The following is a 17,945-nucleotide window of genomic DNA, read 5'->3' on the forward strand; positions in this document are numbered from 1 at the left end:
ATTACCTAGTGTTTCCCATGCGCGATCGTGCTATCTGACGCTGTTCTAGAAGCTCGTTTAGTAGCTGAGTTTGACTATCAGGGTGTTCCCAGTCTTCAATAAATCGTTTCAAAGCAACGTTTACCATATCTTGTACGCTTGGCGCAGCTTTCATGTACTCAGGATCAAGCGAAAACTTGATCTGCTGCAAAATTGCGTAGATTTCATCTGGAACTCGTACTGGTTGTGGCAAGGTTTTTGACTCTACTAAAACTACTCTGTTATTATTTTATTAAATAAGCTTGTATACAAGCATTAATGAATGCACGTTATTATTTCTGTCTAATTTAATTGCTAAAAGTGCTATGGCTTACAAGCTTTTAAGATGCCAGAGAAAATAAGATGGAGGTGCTGCTGTTTTAGCAGTGTCAAATTGAATATCTGTCCAAGGAGAAGCTTTTTGTATATTAGCAATTAGTTTAGCCCAATCAAGATTATTAGCTATTTTGATAACCCGCTCTGGTTGGTCAGAAACCTCATATAAAAGTAAACTAATCTGCTTCATTTGCTGTAGTTCAAACAGAGGTGAATGAGTATTTTGCAAATTTGTGTAATGGTTAATCCAAACTTCATGTATAAAGTCAATACCAGGAAATAAAAATAATAAATATACTGCTACTACTCCTTGATATTTGAAAGTTCCTGCTTTTAATTGAATTTGCACTCTTTCACCGAGTCCCCAACTCTCTCCAGGGTTCATTTTAAATAGAAACATTGGAGAGTAATCAGTAGTGAGACGGTTGTTTTCAGTAACAACTGGAATAAAATAATACTCAGAACGCTGATCTTTTTTTACCCAGTTCCAAACTGATGTTCCAACTTCATCATTCAGCAGAAGTTCTATAAAATCGATTGATTTCGATTCATTCATAACTCTCGATAATTTGAAATTTTTAAATTATGGGTGTACTAACATCTTACCTTCAGCAAGAGTTTATCCGACGATCTTACCCTGGATGGGTAGGTCGTCATGAGAGCGCCATATTGCCCAAGGAATTGACAAATTTCTTAGGCTATGATCCTCGTGTAGATGTTCTGCTAGAACGTCAAGATGGTTCGAGGCGGCTATGGATTGAGTTCGAGATTAGCAGAGCAGATCCAGTGGCAAACCATGCTAAATTTGCTACTGCTCACTTATTTAAGCCACAGCAAGAAACTGACAGTTTTATTAGCATGGTTAGTCCTCATGTAGCTCGTGGACGGCGGAATTTGGCAGCAAATACTATTTTATTGATGCGTCATATAGGTATGAGTGCTTTTCAAACGGTACTGTTTCCACAGATAGCTAGAGAAGAAATTCAGCGTCTCAATCATTTGAACTTGAAAAGCCTAACAAACCTTGGTCTTGCAGTCGAACCTGAAATTGAACGTGCTATGTCTATTTCAGCAACAATTTTGACTGCTTTATCTCGCCGCATTCATTTCGTAAGTGACATGATGGATGTCATGCTTAACCTTCGACAATGGAATAATGATTTAGAAACCCTTCAAGGAAAAAAATTATGGGGAAAGCGCACAATTACTTACTTTGTTTTTGATCCATACTCCAAAAGTTTTGCTCCGTCAAAATTCTGCGCTTATATAGCTATTCCATCTGTGTTTAATCCTAATGTTACTAACCTTGGTTATATCAACAGAGTGGAAATGACAGTAGAGCTTTATGTAACTCTGGATGGAACAGATAGTCGTTTTGATGGTCGTAACGCTCATAATCATCTCACTCAAAGTTTAGCTATGACTCATTACAAATATAATGAATCCCCAGAGATAGCAGTTATATTTAATGAGTGGATTAATCATCACTCCAATAGTATTAACGTTCACCCTAATGGGGCTGTATTTTTATTACCACCCTCATGGTTTAAATAGTCGAAATAATAACTCTAAAACCGCTTTCGTAAAATGTTTAATTCGTGGTGATTGCTTATCTACAAAAGGAATACGCACAGCAGCATAAGCTTTACCACTTCAAGTATGATAGTTTTCTACTGCATCAAACCAAGCTTTACGTAATGGACTTGCTGAATCAAAACTGGTTACTCCCAAATGGCGGAAATAAGGAAGAGCATCAATACGCCCTACGCCAAATAAATGTAATCTGGTGTTCGGTGTTAAATGTTGATAAACTTCTTTCAATATTTCTAGAATTTCTATAGTTGGGGTTCTGGCAACTCCCCCTATAGCGATATAGTCATATCCCATTTCAACTAGTTTTTTTACTGCATCAGCGTAAGTTTCAGGGTTCCAACCTTGAGCTACACCAATAGGAGTAAAAGTATATCCAATTTTTTGATGTTTAGATATAAATTCCTCTGCATTTTGCAAAGTCAGATCATATCGCTTCTCTCTAACTCCAGGCTCGGCAAATGTCCCTACAATTAAATAGTCAATACTTACTCCATAATCGAATTTTAATTTTTGATAATAATCTAAAATTTCTACAGTATTATAAGGAGGTGCTTCGAGTTTAATATATCCAAAAGCTCCGCAATCTCCCATAATTTCACCTGGGAATCTTACAAAATTACGGATACCTCCTAATTTCTCTATATCTGCTCTTTTATTTTTTATCTTATCAACAACTACTTTCGATACCAGAATACCGTCATAATTAGGCTGTGAATATATTTCATGAGCATATACATCATCTCTATATGCATTTCGATTTAGACTAGATTCATCTAGTAAAAAATTATATCCAATATCTACCTTATCATCCCATTCTGGAATGAAATATTTCATTCTAAAATGTGTATTAACTGCTCTTGGTAAATTCAAAAATTCATCTAAGTCTGTTATTGCTCTTTTCGGTTTTTTATTTTTAATATTTGATTTTTTTGCTGTAGCTACAGAAATCCCTAAAGGAAGTTCTAATTTTTGGGGCTGATTATTTAAAAGTTTATCTAATATTTTGGGGTTGTTATATATCTCTGACAATAAGTTAGGTTTTTGTCTAATTTCAGTAGCAATTAACTTAAGTAATTGTCCTTTTAATCCTACTAAAGCACAGCCAAATCGTGATGCATCTGCATTAGAAAACGTGAACAATTCAAAATTGGCATCTCCTAAAACCACAAGATTTCTACTTTTATTAGAAGCTAAGAAAATAAAAGTCTGTTTGGGATTAGTTTTAATTGGTAAGTTTAAAACGCGTATGTATTTATCTCCTAATAAGACAAATACTAAATCATATCCAATAACTGCTTCCTGGAAATCTTTATGTATTCCGATAAAATTTGCCCATGAAGAAATTTCATCATTTTTCATTGAGTTGAAAGTAACCGTATAAGGGACAATAACTTTGTCTTCAGAGATTAGTCCATAAGCTGCTGAAATGATTTTTACATCTACCACTTCTCTTCCAAAGCGCGATCTCAGGATATCCACCCCCTCCATTAGCCGTAGATGTTGCAGCCCTGTGTACATCTGGACAGACGGACAAGAGAATTCTAAAAGTGATTGTGTGCGTTCTCTTAATCTCTCTGTGTCTTTAAAATCCTCTATTGTTAGCTGATTTGTTGGGTTATAAAGCTTTTTTCCAGTACAAGAAGTAATAATTAGTGTACGAAGGCGTGAAATTGTGCTATTTGAAACCAAGGTTTTTGTTGGAATAGATTTAATCATCTTCATACTCTACCCAAGAATTAGGAGTTTCTGACACTGCAACCTTTAGCTGCAAATCAGATGGTACTTGCTTCTTAGTTACGTCATAAATGTATTTGGCAATCATCTCCGCTGTCGTTTCGTACAAATGAGGCAAGTAAGTCATTGCAATCCTTTGCTTGCGTTCCCATCTGAACCAAGCACTTACATCAGAATTTACTTGTGCCACGCCAGTCCGTCTTTCTACCTCCTTTACAAGCCGCGACAAATACAGCTTATGCTTTTTTAGATTAATTTGAAAGCTGAGGTGTTAGATGATTGTGGTGGTTTGCGTAGTTACGCAGTTGAGTCTTTCTTGTTCTTGTACTCAACTAATTACATTTGATTTACTAATGCTTACAGGCTTATCTTCACCTGTAATAAATACTTGAAACCAGCCAGTTTCTAACTTATAGTAGTCAATAATTAAACCTGCTTCTCTGGCTGTTTGGAGAGCTAATATTTCCTGGGGAAAAAATCTTTTAATTCTTAATGAACAAGCCGAAAACACAAATGCTTTAGAACAACAAATTGCTAGATTGAAGGATGCTGGAGCAAAGCATATTCTTTGTGATGTTGAAAAAGGCAAGAAGGACGAACGCCTTCAGTATCAAGAATTAATTCAGCTTGTGGAAGCGGGAAAAGTTCGGAAAGTCATTATTACTCGAATAGATCGCATTACACGCTCTTTACCTACGCTAAGAAAAATTGTTGACATCCTTCAGAAATATGATGTCAACTTGGTGATTCTTGACCAGAAATTAGATTTGAGTACACCGCAAGGTAAACTTATGCTGAATATGCTGGGTGTACTGGCTGAATGGGAAGTAGATTTACTGTCAGAGCGGATAAAACGCGGTAAAGAACACCAACGAAAACAAGTTTGGGCTAATGGTTCTTGTCCGTTTGGTTTGATTGTGATTGAACGCAAATATTTTTTGGATTTAACTCCTTTTCTCTGTTTATTGACTGACAGACCCGAAAACTATCGAGATTTTTACTCTAATGCCATAGATGAAAATGCAATTTCCGATTTACCTCATCGAACAGTAGCTGAAATTGCCAGGGACTGTATTGAAATTTTTCTCCAAGTAAAAGGTGTAACTCCTGCACTCAAGAAAATTTTTGAAAAATATGGGATTTGCAAGACTAAAGCGAAGTCTAATGGCACAGACAAAGTTTTTCACTGGAGTAAACCAGGTTTTTCGCTGTGGCTTCAAAATCCCGTTCTGGATGGACATACTAGCTATAGCAAGTACGAGCAATCTATTGATGGTAAAAGAAGGCGCAAGCCCCGTGACCAGTGGCATATTATACGCAACACCCATCTTGACCAACGGCTTTTAAGGGATGGGGAAGCTGAAGAAATTCAGCATACCATTCAAGCCAACATTCAAATGTGCGGCGGAGCGTTTGGAACTACGCAACGTCAAGAAGGATATCGCCCCTATGCTTATCAAATTGGGTTAGTTTATTGCGGGGAATGTGGTTCTCGGTGTACTCATAAGGGAGTGTATACTTCCTCTTATCAGTATCGATACTATGCTTGCCGACACGCTGGTGTTGGTTGCAAGAACTCTAAAAACGTTCTACAACCTGACATTGAGGAAGCACTGATTACAACATTATTGGAAAAATCTCAAAATCTGACTCAGGAGCAGGGCAATACCACCCAGGTGCTTCCTTTTAAAACTGAGCGGTTGCAACAACTGGAGGGACAGCTTGCCTTTCTAGAGCAGTTTCCGGGATTTAACCCTGGTGCGGAAGAACTCAAGGCAGATTTAAAACGCCAAATTGAGGAGGAAATCAATTTCTTTCAATCACAATGCCTTAAGGACAAGACTGTTGAGGAAATTATTCGAGTAGGGAACAACTTGGGTGTTTGGAGAACGCTGTCTAATAATGAGAAGGTTCAGATATACCGCCGCATCGTACACAGGATTTTTCTTCGTGATGGTCAAGTTGAATCCATTGTGTTTAAAAATTCTCCTGCTGTAAAACCGGAGAATTAAGATGAATGCGATTGAACTTCTACGGCTGAAGCAGTTGAGGTTTCAAGTTGCTTCACAACTGGTTTTGAAGGAGTGGCAGCCTGAAGATTTAAGTAAACCTAAGTGTCCTAAATGCCACTCTCCAGGATTTTTCACCCCTCACCAGAGTCAGGACAGCCGCGTTTGTTATTGTATCCGGTGTAACTATTACTTTAAAGAAATTATTGCCACTCACAGCTGTAAGTGCGCTATTCCTGGCGATGACAAGGTATGTTATGGTTGTCCACATTTTCAGCAATTTATGGAACTTGTTGACCAACGACTTGTGCAACTGGAACAACTAAATTTTGTAGAGTTACAGGATTTGTTACCTTCCCAACCTTAACCATAAAATAACTCATGGACTTTATTGGAGCGCAGTCATACTTTGGAGTTTATCTTTGCTGCGATCGCACACAAGGCACACAAAATATTTAGCTAAAAAATTGACCCCTCTAGGAGTCAATTTTTTAGTTACACGAAGTAACTGTGCTTATTGCACCGCAATAGGTCTATTCAAAATACTCATAACTTCACCAGGATTAGGACTAGGTAGTAAAGGACTCCAATCCCCAACATTTGCATAGCCAATAACCTGCAAGTAGTGAATTGTGCTAGTAACGGCTTTAGAAGAACCAATCAACAGATGTTTAAGTGGTTCTTTACCTTGTAAAGTTTGATTATCGCTTGGATTATTGGTTGCTGCATTCGATTCTTCAAGGCTAGATAAAAAGCTTTGGGTAATCACAGTTCCCAGTGTCTTCTAGTGGGCGTTTTGGCTGCAATCATAAGGACGAGTTGAATAATGCACGGGTGACAACTTATAAAGCTATCATACCGAAAATTAGCGATCGCATCTCATAATTTAGTATTCCTGCAACGTGCGGTAGAGCGCACAACCATTAACACTGTTGGGTCATCACCTTTTTTGAGTGAGCGCGGCTAGCCCTACCCTCGCCCTTAATTGTGCGATCACACCCCAGGCGCGACAATCTTACTGTTCAGTCAGAGCGGTTTAATAGCTTATAATCCAATACAGTTCAGTTACGTCTTTCTTTTCTCTGCGTTCTTCGCGTTCTACCCTGCGGCAAGCCGCTTCCCATCTAATACGGTTAGTTAAAAAATTTGTCCGTGTAAATAGTTTGAGCCTTAAGTGATATCATGTCCGGCTGATTAGTTATAATTCCTGCATCTATGCAGAAAACTCAAGAACTTCTCCTCTGCTCCCCCTGCGGTATTCATGATAAGTCTTGAACCGGACACGATATAACCCGTATTGAATAAAAGATTATAGCAATGATTTCTCAGTTTTAGTCCAGGCAATCACAGATTTGATGTGACGGTTGTTATAATTCAACAAATTTATAACTTTGGCACCTGTAAGTTACGTTTATTACCTGCGTAATGCTTGTAAATAATTTCTGGAGAGTTGCCAACCCACCTTCCTACATCCTTCGCATCAATATCAGCTTCCAAACAAAGAGTGATAAAGGTATGCCTACATTGGTAAGGTTTACGATATTCGCTGACTAAACCCTGCTTTACAAGTTGAGTCACGATTCCATCTAAGCGTAAGTCGAAGGGCTAACTTGTGGTTTTTTAAACTCAGTGTATTTTTCCCATAATTCTCCCAAGTCAAATTGAGGGGTAGCTGAAGGTGGAACTGAGGTAATTGGGGTAACAGTAGTTAATGATGCTGCTGGTTTGTACTTAACCAAACTGGCATCAAACTCACCATAATCAATATCCCTCTGGATTTTTGCCGCTAAAGTCGATGCCTGATGTCTGCCTAAAGGCGTATCATATTGTCCCGTAGAAAGGTAGAAACGCTTGGTTTTTAGCTCTCCCGTCGGCGTAATAATAGGGTGGGAAAAAACTAATTGGAGACTGCCGTTAGAGTTCTTTATCTGCACTGAACGCCTAGGGGCAATACTTTGAGATTTTTGAGATTCCATAAGGTAATTGACTGGGGTAAACACCTTTATCCTTTTACTTTACCCCAGTTTTACCCCAGAAATCTTTATTGGGGTAAAAACCTTTGCCTTACATTTTTACCCCAGTTTTACCCCAGTTGTTTCCCCAAACTACCCAAAATAACCCCAAAAATTGTAGAAAGCTTGGAAAACAAAACCTTTAACGCCCAATAAAAAAAGGCTGGAAAGCCCTGTAATGTTTATATTCTTAAAAGGCGGCACCCGGATTTGAACCGGGGGATGGAGGTTTTGCAGACCTCTGCCTTACCACTTGGCTATGCCGCCATAACTTAGTTTTACTAAACTACACTAGCTGAGCAACTATTGTAGATCACAATGATAGCATAGGCTCATAAGGTAAACATCGTTAGTAAATTACCAATTGTCCTTTCATATATTTGAAATTCTGGATGTCTTTCCGTTTTCCTTTACTTACTTAATTTCTGTAATTTTTAATATATAAGGAAAATACTTGCCTTTTTCGTATGAACCTACCCAAATTTGGTAATTTCCGGGTAACCATTCGCCAACTATACCGGGATTTTTGCCATCAAAATCGTCATTGCACCAAGTACCGCCAGGCCCTTTAATCATAATTGTGGTATCTTGAGGGCTTTCTACTTGCAATTTCAAGTAGTCAAATTTACTTGTTAATGCCAATGTATGGTCTGGTGTTTCATCGACAAATCCGGTACATGGACCAGTAGCTGTTTCAGACCTTTCAGAAATTTGGTTACTAGATTCTGAGCCACCACTCATTCCTTTAAGTACCCAAGGATCTGGGGAAAATTGCTGATTAATAGTGACATCTCCAAATATGGGTGATACTTCTTGAGCATTAGCTACAACATGACTTGCAGATGTGCAGCAGAGTGTAACTAGCGACAACGATAATCTGATTCCTCTATTTAAAGCTGTTTTTGACATTGTGATTATATTCGTTTCTCAGTGTTTTGGAAGACATGAATTTTACACACCAAGTTCCCAAGATGAGAGGAATTGACTAAATTTGCAGAATATAGAAAACTCCATCCCCTTGTGAGCATAGGGTATGAACAGTTAGTTATCAGTTATCACTGCTCCCCTGCTATATATTGCTTTAGTAAATGATTTCTGAAAGCAATATATGAAATTTAGCCAAATTTTGAACCAACTTGCTGACACCACTAGTGAACATAGCCTGAATGTAAATCAAGAATACGATCCGGAAATTACAGGATTAACTGCTTTAGACGAAGCTACAAATGGTACTCTTAGCTACGTAGAAGGAGCAAAATTTGCATTTCTTATAAGTACAACAAATGCTAGTGCTTTAATCTTGCCCCAAGACAACAAATTACAATTACAAGCACAAGAAAGAGGTATTGCTTGGATAACCACCTCAGATCCGCGGCTGCTGTTTGCGAAAGCTATTACTTTATTCTACCAACCATATCGCCCTGACCCAGAAATACATCCCACGGCTGTCATTCATCCCACAGCAAAGGTTGGTAGTGATGTTTATATTGGTCCTCATGTTGTAATTCAGCAACAGGTGGAAATTGGCAATAGTGCAATTATTCATCCTAACGTAGTGATTTATCCAGGCGCGATAATAGGCGATCACACTACCTTACACGCTAACTGTACCATCCACGAACGCACCCAAATTGGTGCAGATTGTGTAATTCATAGTGGAACTGTCATTGGTGCAGAAGGTTTTGGTTTTGTACCTACCCGTACAGGCTGGTTCAAAATTGAACAATCTGGTCGTACCGTGATCGAAGATAGTGTAGAAATTGGCAGCAATAGTGCCATTGATCGCCCCACTGTAGGCGAAACACGGGTAGGTCGCAACACCATAATTGATAACTTAGTCCAAATAGGTCATGGTTGTCACATCGGTTCTGGCTGTGCGATCGCAGGTCAAGCCGGCATGGCAGGAGGCGTAAAATTAGGAAATCGCGTAATTTTGGCAGGACAATCAGGAATTGCGAATCAGGTGAAAATCGGCGACGGAGCGATCGCTTCTGCTAAAGCCGGAATCCATCATGATGTCGCACCAGGAGAAATTGTTTCTGGGATGCCAGCAGTTAGCCATAAACTATATCTTAAGGCATCTGCTATCTATAACCGCTTGCCAGAAATGTATCAAACTTTAAAACAATTGCAACGCAAATTTAATAATGATTAATTAACGTGACGTGAGTTCGACGGCTCTAAAAAACCCCGCTTCCATTCCTCTGCCTCAAAGTGAGAGAGGCTTTGAAAGCTTGATTGTTTCGTTCAGATGAATACAAAAATCTCCAACTTCTACACAAGCATTGCCATGATGCTAAAACAACCAAAGATGGTTTGGTTGGAGGTGGTAACTGTCAACCACCTAAGTCACCGAAAAGCCGGATGAGGTGAAAGTCTCATGTCCGGTTTTGTAGGCGAGGCGGAGTGGCGACACTCCGACCTTAGCCAGCGATATTGAGTCAACTCCAAAAACTAAAATCCTAATTTCTCCAATACTGGTTTTGTGGAAACAATATGACGTTCTAAGCCCAGTTCTTTGGGGCTAACTCCTAACGCCAAAGCAATTAACTGAGGTAAATGCAATATTGGTAAACCTAGCCTCTGCTCAATCACCTTTTCTACCTCCGGCTGACGTGAATCTAAATTCAGATGGCATAGAGGACAAGGAGTAACTATACAATCAGCACCAGCTGCTAAAGCATCTTGAATATGCATCCCCGCCATCTTGAAAGACTGGGTAGTAGCGTAACTAGAAAGCGGCCAACCGCAGCATTGGGTACGACCGCGGTAATAAATTGGCGTTGCACCCACTGCACGAAATATATTTTCCATTGCTTCTGGGTGAAAAGGGTCATCGTCAGGCATAGACTTTTGAGCGCGGAGGAGATAACAGCCATAAAAAGCTGCACATTTTAATCCAGTCAATTTACGCGTGACACGTTGAAAAATTTCTTCTAAACCATAATCTTTAACTAAAGCATAAAGCAGATGTTTAACTTCGGTACTACCGCAATAAGGTAAACAGCTTTCTTTATGTAATAAGCCATTTACCTGCTCAATGTAGGCGGGGTTAGTCTTTTGGCATTCCTTCAAGCGTTCATCCACATGACCAATCACACCTTGACAGGTGCTGCAATGAGTTAGTAAAGGTAAATTTAACTCTTCTGCTAAGGCAATATTTCTCGCATTAACAGTATCTTCCAATAATTGAGAATCTTCTTTAAACGTACCAGAACCGCAGCAAGCAGCTTTTTTGAGTTCAATTAATTGAATACCCAATGCTTTAGTGAGGGCTTGAGTTGACAAGTAAAGTTCCCTGCAAGCTCCTTGGGCAACACAACCAGGAAAGTAAGCGTATTTTAGTGAGTGAGATAGCATATAAATATGTTGGGATTAAGGCAGCCGCCCCCGACAATATAACAATTCTTCAGGTGACTGTTTTATCATTCTTAACAAGTAACTCTCATCAGGGAATGTATCTTTAATTTGGACATTCATCCCAAAATTTAGTAACAATTAGTAAACAGAAGCATTTACACACTGTGTTATGCGATCGCATAGCCAACTCTAATGACCAAACTTGCTCTAAAAAGGCAAGTATCTGGCATTTTCTTGATAAAAATGCTTTGGCAACATACTAACTATCGAATAGCGCCTCCTAGTATCCAACTGCTCTTTGAGGAGTTGTCCCGTCTTTAACAGAAAGGGAAATAAGGTTTTCTTTGAGAAAAACCCTTGCTAGTATACGGGCGATCGCGCTTGACGATAAGATGTATATGCTCAAAAGCACGTCGCCCGTAAACAGCAGATAGTAGCAACTGGTCAAGGACTTTTATCTATGAGCCAAACAGAAACAGAAATTTTTGCAAAAGTCAAGAAGATCGTCGCCGATCAACTCAGTGTTGAAGCTGAAACAATCACACCTAAATCCAATTTTGCCAACGATCTAGGGGCAGATTCCTTAGATACTGTTGAATTAGTCATGGCTTTGGAAGAAGAATTTGATATCGAAATTCCTGATGAAGCCGCCGAAAAAATTACAACAGTTCAAGAAGCCGTGGATTACATCAACAACAAAGTTGCTGCATCCGCCTAAAAAACCGAGTTCTGAGTCCTGAGGAGCCAGCGAACAATTCAACAGAGAAGTTGCCATAGCGTTAGCAAAGCAAAGCGCTCTTAGCGCCCTGCGTCAAGCCTTCTTTATAAGAGACTTCGCCCTAAGCGTAGCTATGCCGTAAAGCCTGCGGCATAGCTTCTCTAACGAGACGCTACGCGTAGCTTACTTCTTTGCATTAGAGCGAGTCTGCAAGCGTCGGAGGATTTCCAACGCCAGTTATCATCAGGGAGACCACGCCACTTGCTGCCCTGTGGGAAAGCCACAGAAGCGTCTACAAGTCAGGCATTGCCCGCCCAACGTAGTGGCTTCCCAAGACCACACTGGCTCCTCCAAGCAAACTTCTCCCAAGAAGAGACGCTGGGCGCTAAGCGTAGCTATACCGCAGGCTTGACGGCGCTGCTTCCTCAGGACTTGGAACTCAGCACTGTATTTTATTGTATAGATAGCAGCTTTCTCGCCACCTTTAACTGAGTCATGACAGATTATAAACGTAAGCGCGTTGTTGTAACTGGTATTGGCGCGATTACACCTATTGGTAACACACCCGCAGAATATTGGGAAGGATTATTAAGTGGGCGTAATGGCATTGATAAGATCACCTCGTTTGATGCATCTGGCCACGATTGTCACATTGCTGGTGAGGTGAAAAACTTCGATCCTCATGAATACATGGATCGCAAAGAAGCTAAGCGTATGGATCGATTTGCCCAATTTGGGGTATCAGCTGCCAAACAAGCCGTATCGGACTCGAAATTAGTCATTAATGAACTGAACGCCGAACAGGTAGGGGTAATAATTGGTTCTGGGATTGGCGGTATTAAGGTTTTAGAAGACCAGCAAACAATCTATTTAAACCGTGGGCCTGATCGCTGTAGCCCATTCATGATTCCGATGATGATTGCTAATATGGCAGCTGGGTTAACAGCGATTCATACTGGTGCTAAAGGGCCAAATACCTGCGCTGTAACTGCCTGTGCCGCTGGTTCCAACGCCATCGGAGATGCTTTTCGCTTAATTCAAGGAGGCTATGCCCAAGCGATGATTTGCGGAGGGTGCGAAGCGGCAGTTACACCCTTGTCTGTGGCAGGATTTGCCGCAGCCAGAGCGCTTTCAACTCGCAATGATGACCCGGCTCATGCTTGCCGTCCCTTTGACCGCGATCGCGATGGCTTTGTCATGGGTGAAGGTGCAGGAATTTTGATTTTAGAAGAACTCCAATATGCCATTAGTCGCGGCGCTCATATTTATGCGGAAATGATCGGTTATGGCATGACTTGTGATGCTTACCATATCACCTCCCCAGTTCCCGGTGGAGAAGGAGCCGCCAGAGCTATACGATTAGCCATGAAGGATGCAGGCATCACTCCAGAACAAATTAGCTATATCAACGCTCATGGCACTAGTACCCCAGCGAATGATTCAACTGAAACTGCCGCAATGAAAACAGCTTTGGGTGAACATGCTTATAAAGTAGCTATTAGCTCCACAAAATCCATGACTGGTCATTTGTTGGGTGGTTCTGGTGGTATCGAGGCAGTCGCCACTGTATTGGCGATCGCTAACGATCAAATTCCTCCAACTTTGAACCTCGAAAATCCTGATCCAGAATGTGATCTAGATTACGTTCCTCATCATAGTCGCGCTCAAGAAGTTGCAGTAGCACTATCCAATTCTTTTGGATTTGGTGGTCATAATGTCACCTTAGCTTTTAAAAAATACCCCTAAAATTCCCCATTTTGCCACTGGTCAATTCTGTCCAAACCAAGGATTGAAAAGTATCACAGAGATCATTTCCTGATAAAATAGGCGTTCAGCATGACCAAATTATCAGCTTGATTTATCACCAGAAACTCAGGAGATCCCGCTTGTAGATCAACAATCCAGAATGGGATGATGAAGATACTGCGGGGAATCTAAAAACAACCCCGGCAAGAGTGAGAGCTACGAAGAGTACTAACCCGTCGTTAAGAACAAGAGATTATGGCTGTTGCAACCCAATCCCTCGAAGAACTTTGTATTAACTCGATTCGCTTTTTGGCTGTTGATGCCGTAGAAAAAGCCAAATCGGGACACCCAGGACTGCCGATGGGCGCGGCTCCGATGGCTTTCGTACTTTGGGATCGCTTTATGCGATATAACCCCAAAAATCCCAAATGGTTCAACCGCGATCGCTTTATCTTGTCTGCTGGTCATGGCTCGATGTTGCTGTATGCCCTGCTTTATTTGACAGGCTTTGACAGCGTGAGTATGGAAGATATTAAGCAGTTCCGTCAGTGGGAATCCAAAACCCCAGGACACCCCGAAAACTTTATGACCGAAGGCGTGGAAGTTACCACAGGCCCACTAGGTCAAGGAATTGCCAATGGAGTCGGTTTAGCGATCGCAGAAGCGCACCTTGCCGCCAAATTTAACAAACCCGATGCCAAAATTGTTGACCATTACACCTACGTAATTTTAGGTGATGGTTGCAACATGGAAGGAGTTTCCGGTGAAGCTTGTTCTTTTGCAGGGCATTTGGGACTAGGCAAATTAATTGCTTTGTACGACGACAACCACATATCTATCGATGGTTCTACAGATGTAGCATTCACCGAAGATGTTTCTAAACGTTTTGAAGCTTATGGTTGGCACGTCCTACACGTTAAAAACGGTAATACCGATTTAGCAGCGATTGAACAAGCAATCAACGAAGCTAAAGCTGTCACCGATAAACCGACCATGATTAAGGTGACAACCACAATTGGTTATGGTGCTCCCAACAAACAAAATACTGCTGGTATTCACGGTTCTGCTTTGGGTACTGACGAAGTAGCTTTAACTCGGCACAACCTGAAGTGGGAACACGAACCTTTCGCAGTACCCCAAGACGCTCTTGACCATACACGTAAAGCAGTTGAGCGCGGTGCTAGCTACGAAGCCGAATGGAACAAAGCCTTTGATGCTTACAAAAGTAAATATCCCCAAGAAGCTGCTGAATTGGAACGTTACATTAGCGGTAAACTTCCTGACGGTTGGGATCAAGTGCTACCCACCTACACCGCAGAAGACAAAGGATTACCTACCCGTAAGCACTCGGAAACCTGCCTCAACAAATTAGCGGCAGTTTTACCGGAATTAATTGGTGGTTCGGCTGACTTGACTCATTCCAACCTCACCGAAGTCAAAGGTAAAGGCGACTTCCAAAAAGGACAATACGAAAACCCCAATATCCACTTTGGTGTGCGGGAACATGGTATGGGCGCAATCTGTAACGGAATTGCACTGCATGGTTCGGGATTAATTCCCTACGGCGCTACCTTTTTGATTTTCACAGACTACATGCGTGCTTCCATCCGCTTATCCGCCCTGTCACAAGCCGGCGTGATTTGGGTGATGACTCACGACTCAATTGGGCAAGGTGAAGATGGCCCCACACACCAACCAATTGAAACTTTAGCTTCCCTGCGAGCCATTCCTAATCTCACAGTGATTCGTCCTGCCGACGGCAACGAATGTTCTGGTGCTTACAAAGTGGCGATTGAGAAAGCTAAGCAAAACGATCCGACTTTGTTGGCCTTTACCCGTCAAGCTGTGCCAAATTTGGCAGGTACGTCGGTTGAGAATGTAGCCAAGGGTGGATACACGGTAATGGATAGCCAAGGTACACCCGATATCATCTTGATTGGTACTGGTTCAGAATTAAACCTTTGTGTTACCGCAGCTGAAAAACTGACCAGCGAAGGTAAAAAAGTCCGCGTTGTCTCTATGCCTTCAACCGATTTATTTGATGCCCAGGATGCAGCTTACAAAGAGTCCGTTCTGCCTAAGGCTGTCACCAAGCGGTTGTCTGTAGAAGCTGCTGCTAGTTTTGGCTGGCACAAGTATGTGGGTACTGAAGGCGATACCGTTAGTATTGATCGCTTCGGTGCTTCGGCTCCCGGCGGTGTATGTATGGAGAAGTTTGGCTTCAGTGTTGATAATGTGTTAGCTAAAGCTAAACAATTGTTGGGTTAATAGCAACTGAATGTTCTCTGAATCTTTTGGGGTGGGCTGAAAAGCCCACTTTTTTTTCAGTCAGATCCCCGACTTCTTGAAGAAGTCGGGGATCTCGCAGCCTATCAAAATTAATATAAATGCCAGCGCGATCGCCAGAGAATACTTTAAAATTTGTAAATAAAAAGACTGCGTTTGATCCTATGGTAATTCGTCAAAAGACAATTTGGGAAAATTTTCTATCTCCGGTAGTACGTTTTTTCATTGACGAGGAAAAGTTACAACGTTACGCCGATAGTATTGATTGGAAAAAAGAAAGCGATCGCTTGTGGCGAAATGATGTGATAATTCCTGATTATTACAGTAGCCGAAACTTTCACGGGATTGAAGGCGGATATCTCAACTTTGGTGCAGCAGTTTCCTATGATCCGATTACTCAATACGTTCTACCACCTAATGAAACTGTAGTACGTCAAGCTTTAATTGATGCTGTTAAGGTCAAACCCCGGCGCATATTAGATTTAGGCTGTGGTACGGGTTCCACAACTTTGATGTTAAAGCAAGCCTTCCCTCAAGCAGAAGTCATTGGTTTGGACTTATCACCATACATGTTGGTAAGAGCAGCAGATAAGGCTAGAACTGCTAATTTAGATATAATCTGGCGACACGGAAATGCAGAAAAAACCAGCTATCAAGACACTTGTTTTGATTTAGTCACAGCTTCTTTGCTATTTCATGAAACACCAACTGTAGTATCCCAAACAATTTTGCGCGAAAGCTTCCGGTTGCTGGTAGCTGGTGGACAAGTATTGATTTTAGATGGTAATCAAAATACTCTACGTTCGTTAGATTGGCTCAATAATGTTTTTGAGGAGCCATATATTCGTGATTATGCTGCTGGAAACCTAGATGCGAATATGGGTGCAGCGGGGTTTGAAGCAGTGCAAACTCAAGATGTATGGTGGATTAATCAGGTAACTAGCGGTATTAAACCTATTCCTGTAACAAATACAGCTACTCAAAAGCAAGTACGGCAGTATACGCCGACATCAATAGATAATAATGATTTGGAGGACTTAGGATCTCCAGTTTTTGGCATAAAGGCATGAGTATAAAGGCAGTTTTATTTGATTTCAACGGTGTGATCATTAACGATGAGTCCATTCACCTACAACTAATAGATGAAATTCTCGTTCAAGAAAATCTCCAACCGCAAAAGGTGAGTGAGCGTCAAGCTTCTTTAGGACGCAGCGATCGCGCTTGTTTTCAAGAACTGCTGGCTAATCGTGGTAGAGTCGGTACTGAAGAGTATTTAACACAGTTGCTGCACCGCAAGGCACAAGCTTATGTGCTGGAAATAGAAAAATTAGCAAAACTGCCTTTATACTCAGGTGTAGAAGACTTAATATATCAGGTGCGATCGCGAAACCTAAAACTAGGTTTAGTCAGTGGTGCGATTCGCCAAGAAATAGAACTAGTACTTCATCGTGCCAAGCTAGCCGAACATTTTCCAGTGATCGTTGCAGGTGATGATATCACTACCAGTAAACCCAAACCCGATGGTTATTTGCTAGCAGTCACACGCCTAAATCAAAAATATCCCGAATTAAATCTGCAATCACAAGAATGTCTAGCAATAGAAGATACACCAGCTGGCATCCAAGCGGCGAAACGAGCGCAGATGCAAGTAGTGGGTGTGGCAAATACATACCCCTTTCACATGCTCCAGCGCTGCTGTAATTGGACTGTGGATTATCTGACTGATTTGGAACTAGAACGTGTACAGGAAGTTTATTCTCAAAAAGAACTTCAGCCGACAGTAAGTGAATGTTAATATAGCTTATGTTAGTACTCAGTGCTGAATTAAGGGGAATTAGCTCAGCTGGTAGAGCGCTGCGATCGCACCGCAGAGGTCAGGGATTCGAGTTCCCTATTCTCCATTGTACATTCGCAAATTATATGTCGCAATTCGCAAATTAATGTCGCTTTTTGCCAATTAAGGTCGATTTCGTAAGTTTGTGTAACTAATTTTAGTATATTAGGTTTTCGTAAATTAACGTCGTTTTCTTTCGTCATTAAGTGTAAAATTTACCATAAGCATATTATTTTTCCTTAACATTTGTTTGATCGCAGCGCTCCTTTCAACCCTCCTAGCAAGAACCAGGAATAGAT

Annotated in this window: 20 protein-coding genes and 2 tRNA genes; 11 read left to right on the forward strand and 11 right to left on the reverse strand. The window is 41.1% G+C overall.

Annotated elements, in window-relative coordinates:
• Nucleotide 1: 1 nt before the first annotated feature.
• Both QI031_RS23010 and QI031_RS23015 read right to left on the reverse strand, forming a co-directional pair.
• Nucleotides 2-232, reverse strand: a complete 231-nt coding sequence (locus tag QI031_RS23010; protein ID WP_281481932.1) for a hypothetical protein — start codon at nucleotides 230-232, stop codon at nucleotides 2-4.
• Between the two features lie 117 nt (nucleotides 233-349).
• Nucleotides 350-910 (reverse strand): hypothetical protein, encoded by a 561-nt coding sequence (locus QI031_RS23015; protein ID WP_281481933.1) that lies wholly within the window; start codon nucleotides 908-910, stop codon nucleotides 350-352.
• Nucleotides 911-939: 29 nt separating this feature from the next.
• Here QI031_RS23015 and QI031_RS23020 point away from each other — a divergent pair, with 29 nt between their 5' ends.
• Nucleotides 940-1,908 (forward strand): hypothetical protein, encoded by a 969-nt coding sequence (locus tag QI031_RS23020; protein ID WP_281481934.1) that lies wholly within the window; start codon nucleotides 940-942, stop codon nucleotides 1,906-1,908.
• A 99-nt stretch (nucleotides 1,909-2,007) separates the two neighbouring features.
• Here the strand turns inward: QI031_RS23020 and dpdA are convergent, their stop codons facing one another.
• The 3 genes from dpdA to QI031_RS23035 form a co-directional block, all read right to left on the reverse strand.
• Nucleotides 2,008-3,663 (reverse strand): tRNA-guanine transglycosylase DpdA, encoded by a 1,656-nt coding sequence (gene dpdA / locus QI031_RS23025; protein WP_281481935.1) that lies wholly within the window; start codon nucleotides 3,661-3,663, stop codon nucleotides 2,008-2,010.
• Nucleotides 3,656-3,871: a 6-pyruvoyl trahydropterin synthase family protein gene (locus QI031_RS23030; protein ID WP_281481936.1), complete on the reverse strand. Its 216-nt coding sequence runs from the start codon at nucleotides 3,869-3,871 to the stop codon at nucleotides 3,656-3,658. Before QI031_RS23030 ends, dpdA begins: the two co-directional genes overlap by 8 nt.
• A gap of 138 nt (nucleotides 3,872-4,009) precedes the next feature.
• Complete coding sequence (locus QI031_RS23035) at nucleotides 4,010-4,192, reverse strand: hypothetical protein (protein WP_281481937.1); 183 nt, start codon at nucleotides 4,190-4,192, stop codon at nucleotides 4,010-4,012.
• Between the two features lie 28 nt (nucleotides 4,193-4,220).
• Here QI031_RS23035 and xisF point away from each other — a divergent pair, with 28 nt between their 5' ends.
• On the forward strand, nucleotides 4,221-5,693 hold the full coding sequence (xisF, locus tag QI031_RS23040; protein WP_281481938.1) for a fdxN element excision recombinase XisF: 1,473 nt from the start codon (nucleotides 4,221-4,223) through the stop codon (nucleotides 5,691-5,693).
• A gap of 1 nt (nucleotide 5,694) precedes the next feature.
• Nucleotides 5,695-6,057, forward strand: coding sequence for a hypothetical protein (locus tag QI031_RS23045; protein ID WP_281481939.1), 363 nt, complete (start codon nucleotides 5,695-5,697; stop codon nucleotides 6,055-6,057).
• Between the two features lie 147 nt (nucleotides 6,058-6,204).
• Here QI031_RS23045 and QI031_RS23050 read toward each other — a convergent pair whose 3' ends face one another.
• The 5 genes from QI031_RS23050 to QI031_RS23070 form a co-directional block, all read right to left on the reverse strand.
• Nucleotides 6,205-6,459 (reverse strand): hypothetical protein, encoded by a 255-nt coding sequence (locus tag QI031_RS23050; protein WP_281481940.1) that lies wholly within the window; start codon nucleotides 6,457-6,459, stop codon nucleotides 6,205-6,207.
• A 614-nt stretch (nucleotides 6,460-7,073) separates the two neighbouring features.
• The gene (locus QI031_RS23055; protein ID WP_281481941.1) at nucleotides 7,074-7,268 is read right to left on the reverse strand and encodes a site-specific integrase; all 195 of its coding nucleotides are present in this window, start codon (nucleotides 7,266-7,268) and stop codon (nucleotides 7,074-7,076) included.
• 8 nt (nucleotides 7,269-7,276) lie between these two features.
• The gene (locus tag QI031_RS23060) at nucleotides 7,277-7,666 is read right to left on the reverse strand and encodes an Arm DNA-binding domain-containing protein (protein ID WP_281481942.1); all 390 of its coding nucleotides are present in this window, start codon (nucleotides 7,664-7,666) and stop codon (nucleotides 7,277-7,279) included.
• A gap of 231 nt (nucleotides 7,667-7,897) precedes the next feature.
• Nucleotides 7,898-7,969, reverse strand: a tRNA-Cys gene (locus tag QI031_RS23065).
• A 147-nt stretch (nucleotides 7,970-8,116) separates the two neighbouring features.
• A complete protein-coding gene (locus QI031_RS23070; RefSeq protein ID WP_281481943.1) occupies nucleotides 8,117-8,611 on the reverse strand; it encodes a hypothetical protein in 495 nt (164 codons plus the stop codon).
• A 199-nt stretch (nucleotides 8,612-8,810) separates the two neighbouring features.
• On the opposite strand from QI031_RS23070, the gene lpxD reads away from it, so the two are divergent.
• Both lpxD and QI031_RS31775 read left to right on the forward strand, forming a co-directional pair.
• Nucleotides 8,811-9,857, forward strand: coding sequence for a UDP-3-O-(3-hydroxymyristoyl)glucosamine N-acyltransferase (gene lpxD, locus QI031_RS23075; RefSeq protein WP_281481944.1), 1,047 nt, complete (start codon nucleotides 8,811-8,813; stop codon nucleotides 9,855-9,857).
• Nucleotides 9,858-9,940: 83 nt separating this feature from the next.
• Nucleotides 9,941-10,075, forward strand: coding sequence for an HNH endonuclease (locus QI031_RS31775; protein ID WP_425525985.1), 135 nt, complete (start codon nucleotides 9,941-9,943; stop codon nucleotides 10,073-10,075).
• An 81-nt stretch (nucleotides 10,076-10,156) separates the two neighbouring features.
• Here the strand turns inward: QI031_RS31775 and QI031_RS23080 are convergent, their stop codons facing one another.
• Complete coding sequence (locus QI031_RS23080; RefSeq protein WP_281481945.1) at nucleotides 10,157-11,062, reverse strand: CoB--CoM heterodisulfide reductase iron-sulfur subunit B family protein; 906 nt, start codon at nucleotides 11,060-11,062, stop codon at nucleotides 10,157-10,159.
• Between the two features lie 460 nt (nucleotides 11,063-11,522).
• Here QI031_RS23080 and acpP point away from each other — a divergent pair, with 460 nt between their 5' ends.
• From acpP to QI031_RS23110, 6 genes are all read left to right on the forward strand, one after another.
• Nucleotides 11,523-11,780: an acyl carrier protein gene (gene acpP / locus QI031_RS23085; protein ID WP_281481946.1), complete on the forward strand. Its 258-nt coding sequence runs from the start codon at nucleotides 11,523-11,525 to the stop codon at nucleotides 11,778-11,780.
• 495 nt (nucleotides 11,781-12,275) lie between these two features.
• Complete coding sequence (fabF, locus tag QI031_RS23090) at nucleotides 12,276-13,526, forward strand: beta-ketoacyl-ACP synthase II (protein ID WP_281481947.1); 1,251 nt, start codon at nucleotides 12,276-12,278, stop codon at nucleotides 13,524-13,526.
• Nucleotides 13,527-13,781: 255 nt separating this feature from the next.
• On the forward strand, nucleotides 13,782-15,794 hold the full coding sequence (gene tkt / locus QI031_RS23095; RefSeq protein WP_281481948.1) for a transketolase: 2,013 nt from the start codon (nucleotides 13,782-13,784) through the stop codon (nucleotides 15,792-15,794).
• A 182-nt stretch (nucleotides 15,795-15,976) separates the two neighbouring features.
• On the forward strand, nucleotides 15,977-16,882 hold the full coding sequence (locus QI031_RS23100; RefSeq protein WP_281481949.1) for a class I SAM-dependent methyltransferase: 906 nt from the start codon (nucleotides 15,977-15,979) through the stop codon (nucleotides 16,880-16,882).
• Complete coding sequence (locus QI031_RS23105; RefSeq protein WP_281481950.1) at nucleotides 16,879-17,607, forward strand: HAD family hydrolase; 729 nt, start codon at nucleotides 16,879-16,881, stop codon at nucleotides 17,605-17,607. Before QI031_RS23100 ends, QI031_RS23105 begins: the two co-directional genes overlap by 4 nt.
• Before the next feature lie 33 nt (nucleotides 17,608-17,640).
• Nucleotides 17,641-17,713: transfer RNA gene (locus QI031_RS23110), tRNA-Ala, on the forward strand.
• Nucleotides 17,714-17,945: the final 232 nt, after the last annotated feature.

It is taken from the genome of Halotia branconii CENA392 (assembly GCF_029953635.1).
GTDB lineage: Bacteria > Cyanobacteriota > Cyanobacteriia > Cyanobacteriales > Nostocaceae > Halotia > Halotia branconii.

Coding starts and splice junctions, on each gene's coding strand:
- QI031_RS23015 (WP_281481933.1), bottom strand. CDS start 910: ATGAATGAATCGAAATCAATCGATTTTATAGAACTTCTGCTGAATGAT.
- QI031_RS23020 (WP_281481934.1), top strand. CDS start 940: ATGGGTGTACTAACATCTTACCTTCAGCAAGAGTTTATCCGACGATCT.
- dpdA (WP_281481935.1), bottom strand. CDS start 3,663: ATGATTAAATCTATTCCAACAAAAACCTTGGTTTCAAATAGCACAATT.
- QI031_RS23045 (WP_281481939.1), top strand. CDS start 5,695: ATGAATGCGATTGAACTTCTACGGCTGAAGCAGTTGAGGTTTCAAGTT.
- QI031_RS23060 (WP_281481942.1), bottom strand. CDS start 7,666: ATGGAATCTCAAAAATCTCAAAGTATTGCCCCTAGGCGTTCAGTGCAG.
- QI031_RS23070 (WP_281481943.1), bottom strand. CDS start 8,611: ATGTCAAAAACAGCTTTAAATAGAGGAATCAGATTATCGTTGTCGCTA.
- lpxD (WP_281481944.1), top strand. CDS start 8,811: ATGAAATTTAGCCAAATTTTGAACCAACTTGCTGACACCACTAGTGAA.
- QI031_RS23080 (WP_281481945.1), bottom strand. CDS start 11,062: ATGCTATCTCACTCACTAAAATACGCTTACTTTCCTGGTTGTGTTGCC.
- acpP (WP_281481946.1), top strand. CDS start 11,523: ATGAGCCAAACAGAAACAGAAATTTTTGCAAAAGTCAAGAAGATCGTC.
- fabF (WP_281481947.1), top strand. CDS start 12,276: ATGACAGATTATAAACGTAAGCGCGTTGTTGTAACTGGTATTGGCGCG.
- tkt (WP_281481948.1), top strand. CDS start 13,782: ATGGCTGTTGCAACCCAATCCCTCGAAGAACTTTGTATTAACTCGATT.
- QI031_RS23100 (WP_281481949.1), top strand. CDS start 15,977: ATGGTAATTCGTCAAAAGACAATTTGGGAAAATTTTCTATCTCCGGTA.
- QI031_RS23105 (WP_281481950.1), top strand. CDS start 16,879: ATGAGTATAAAGGCAGTTTTATTTGATTTCAACGGTGTGATCATTAAC.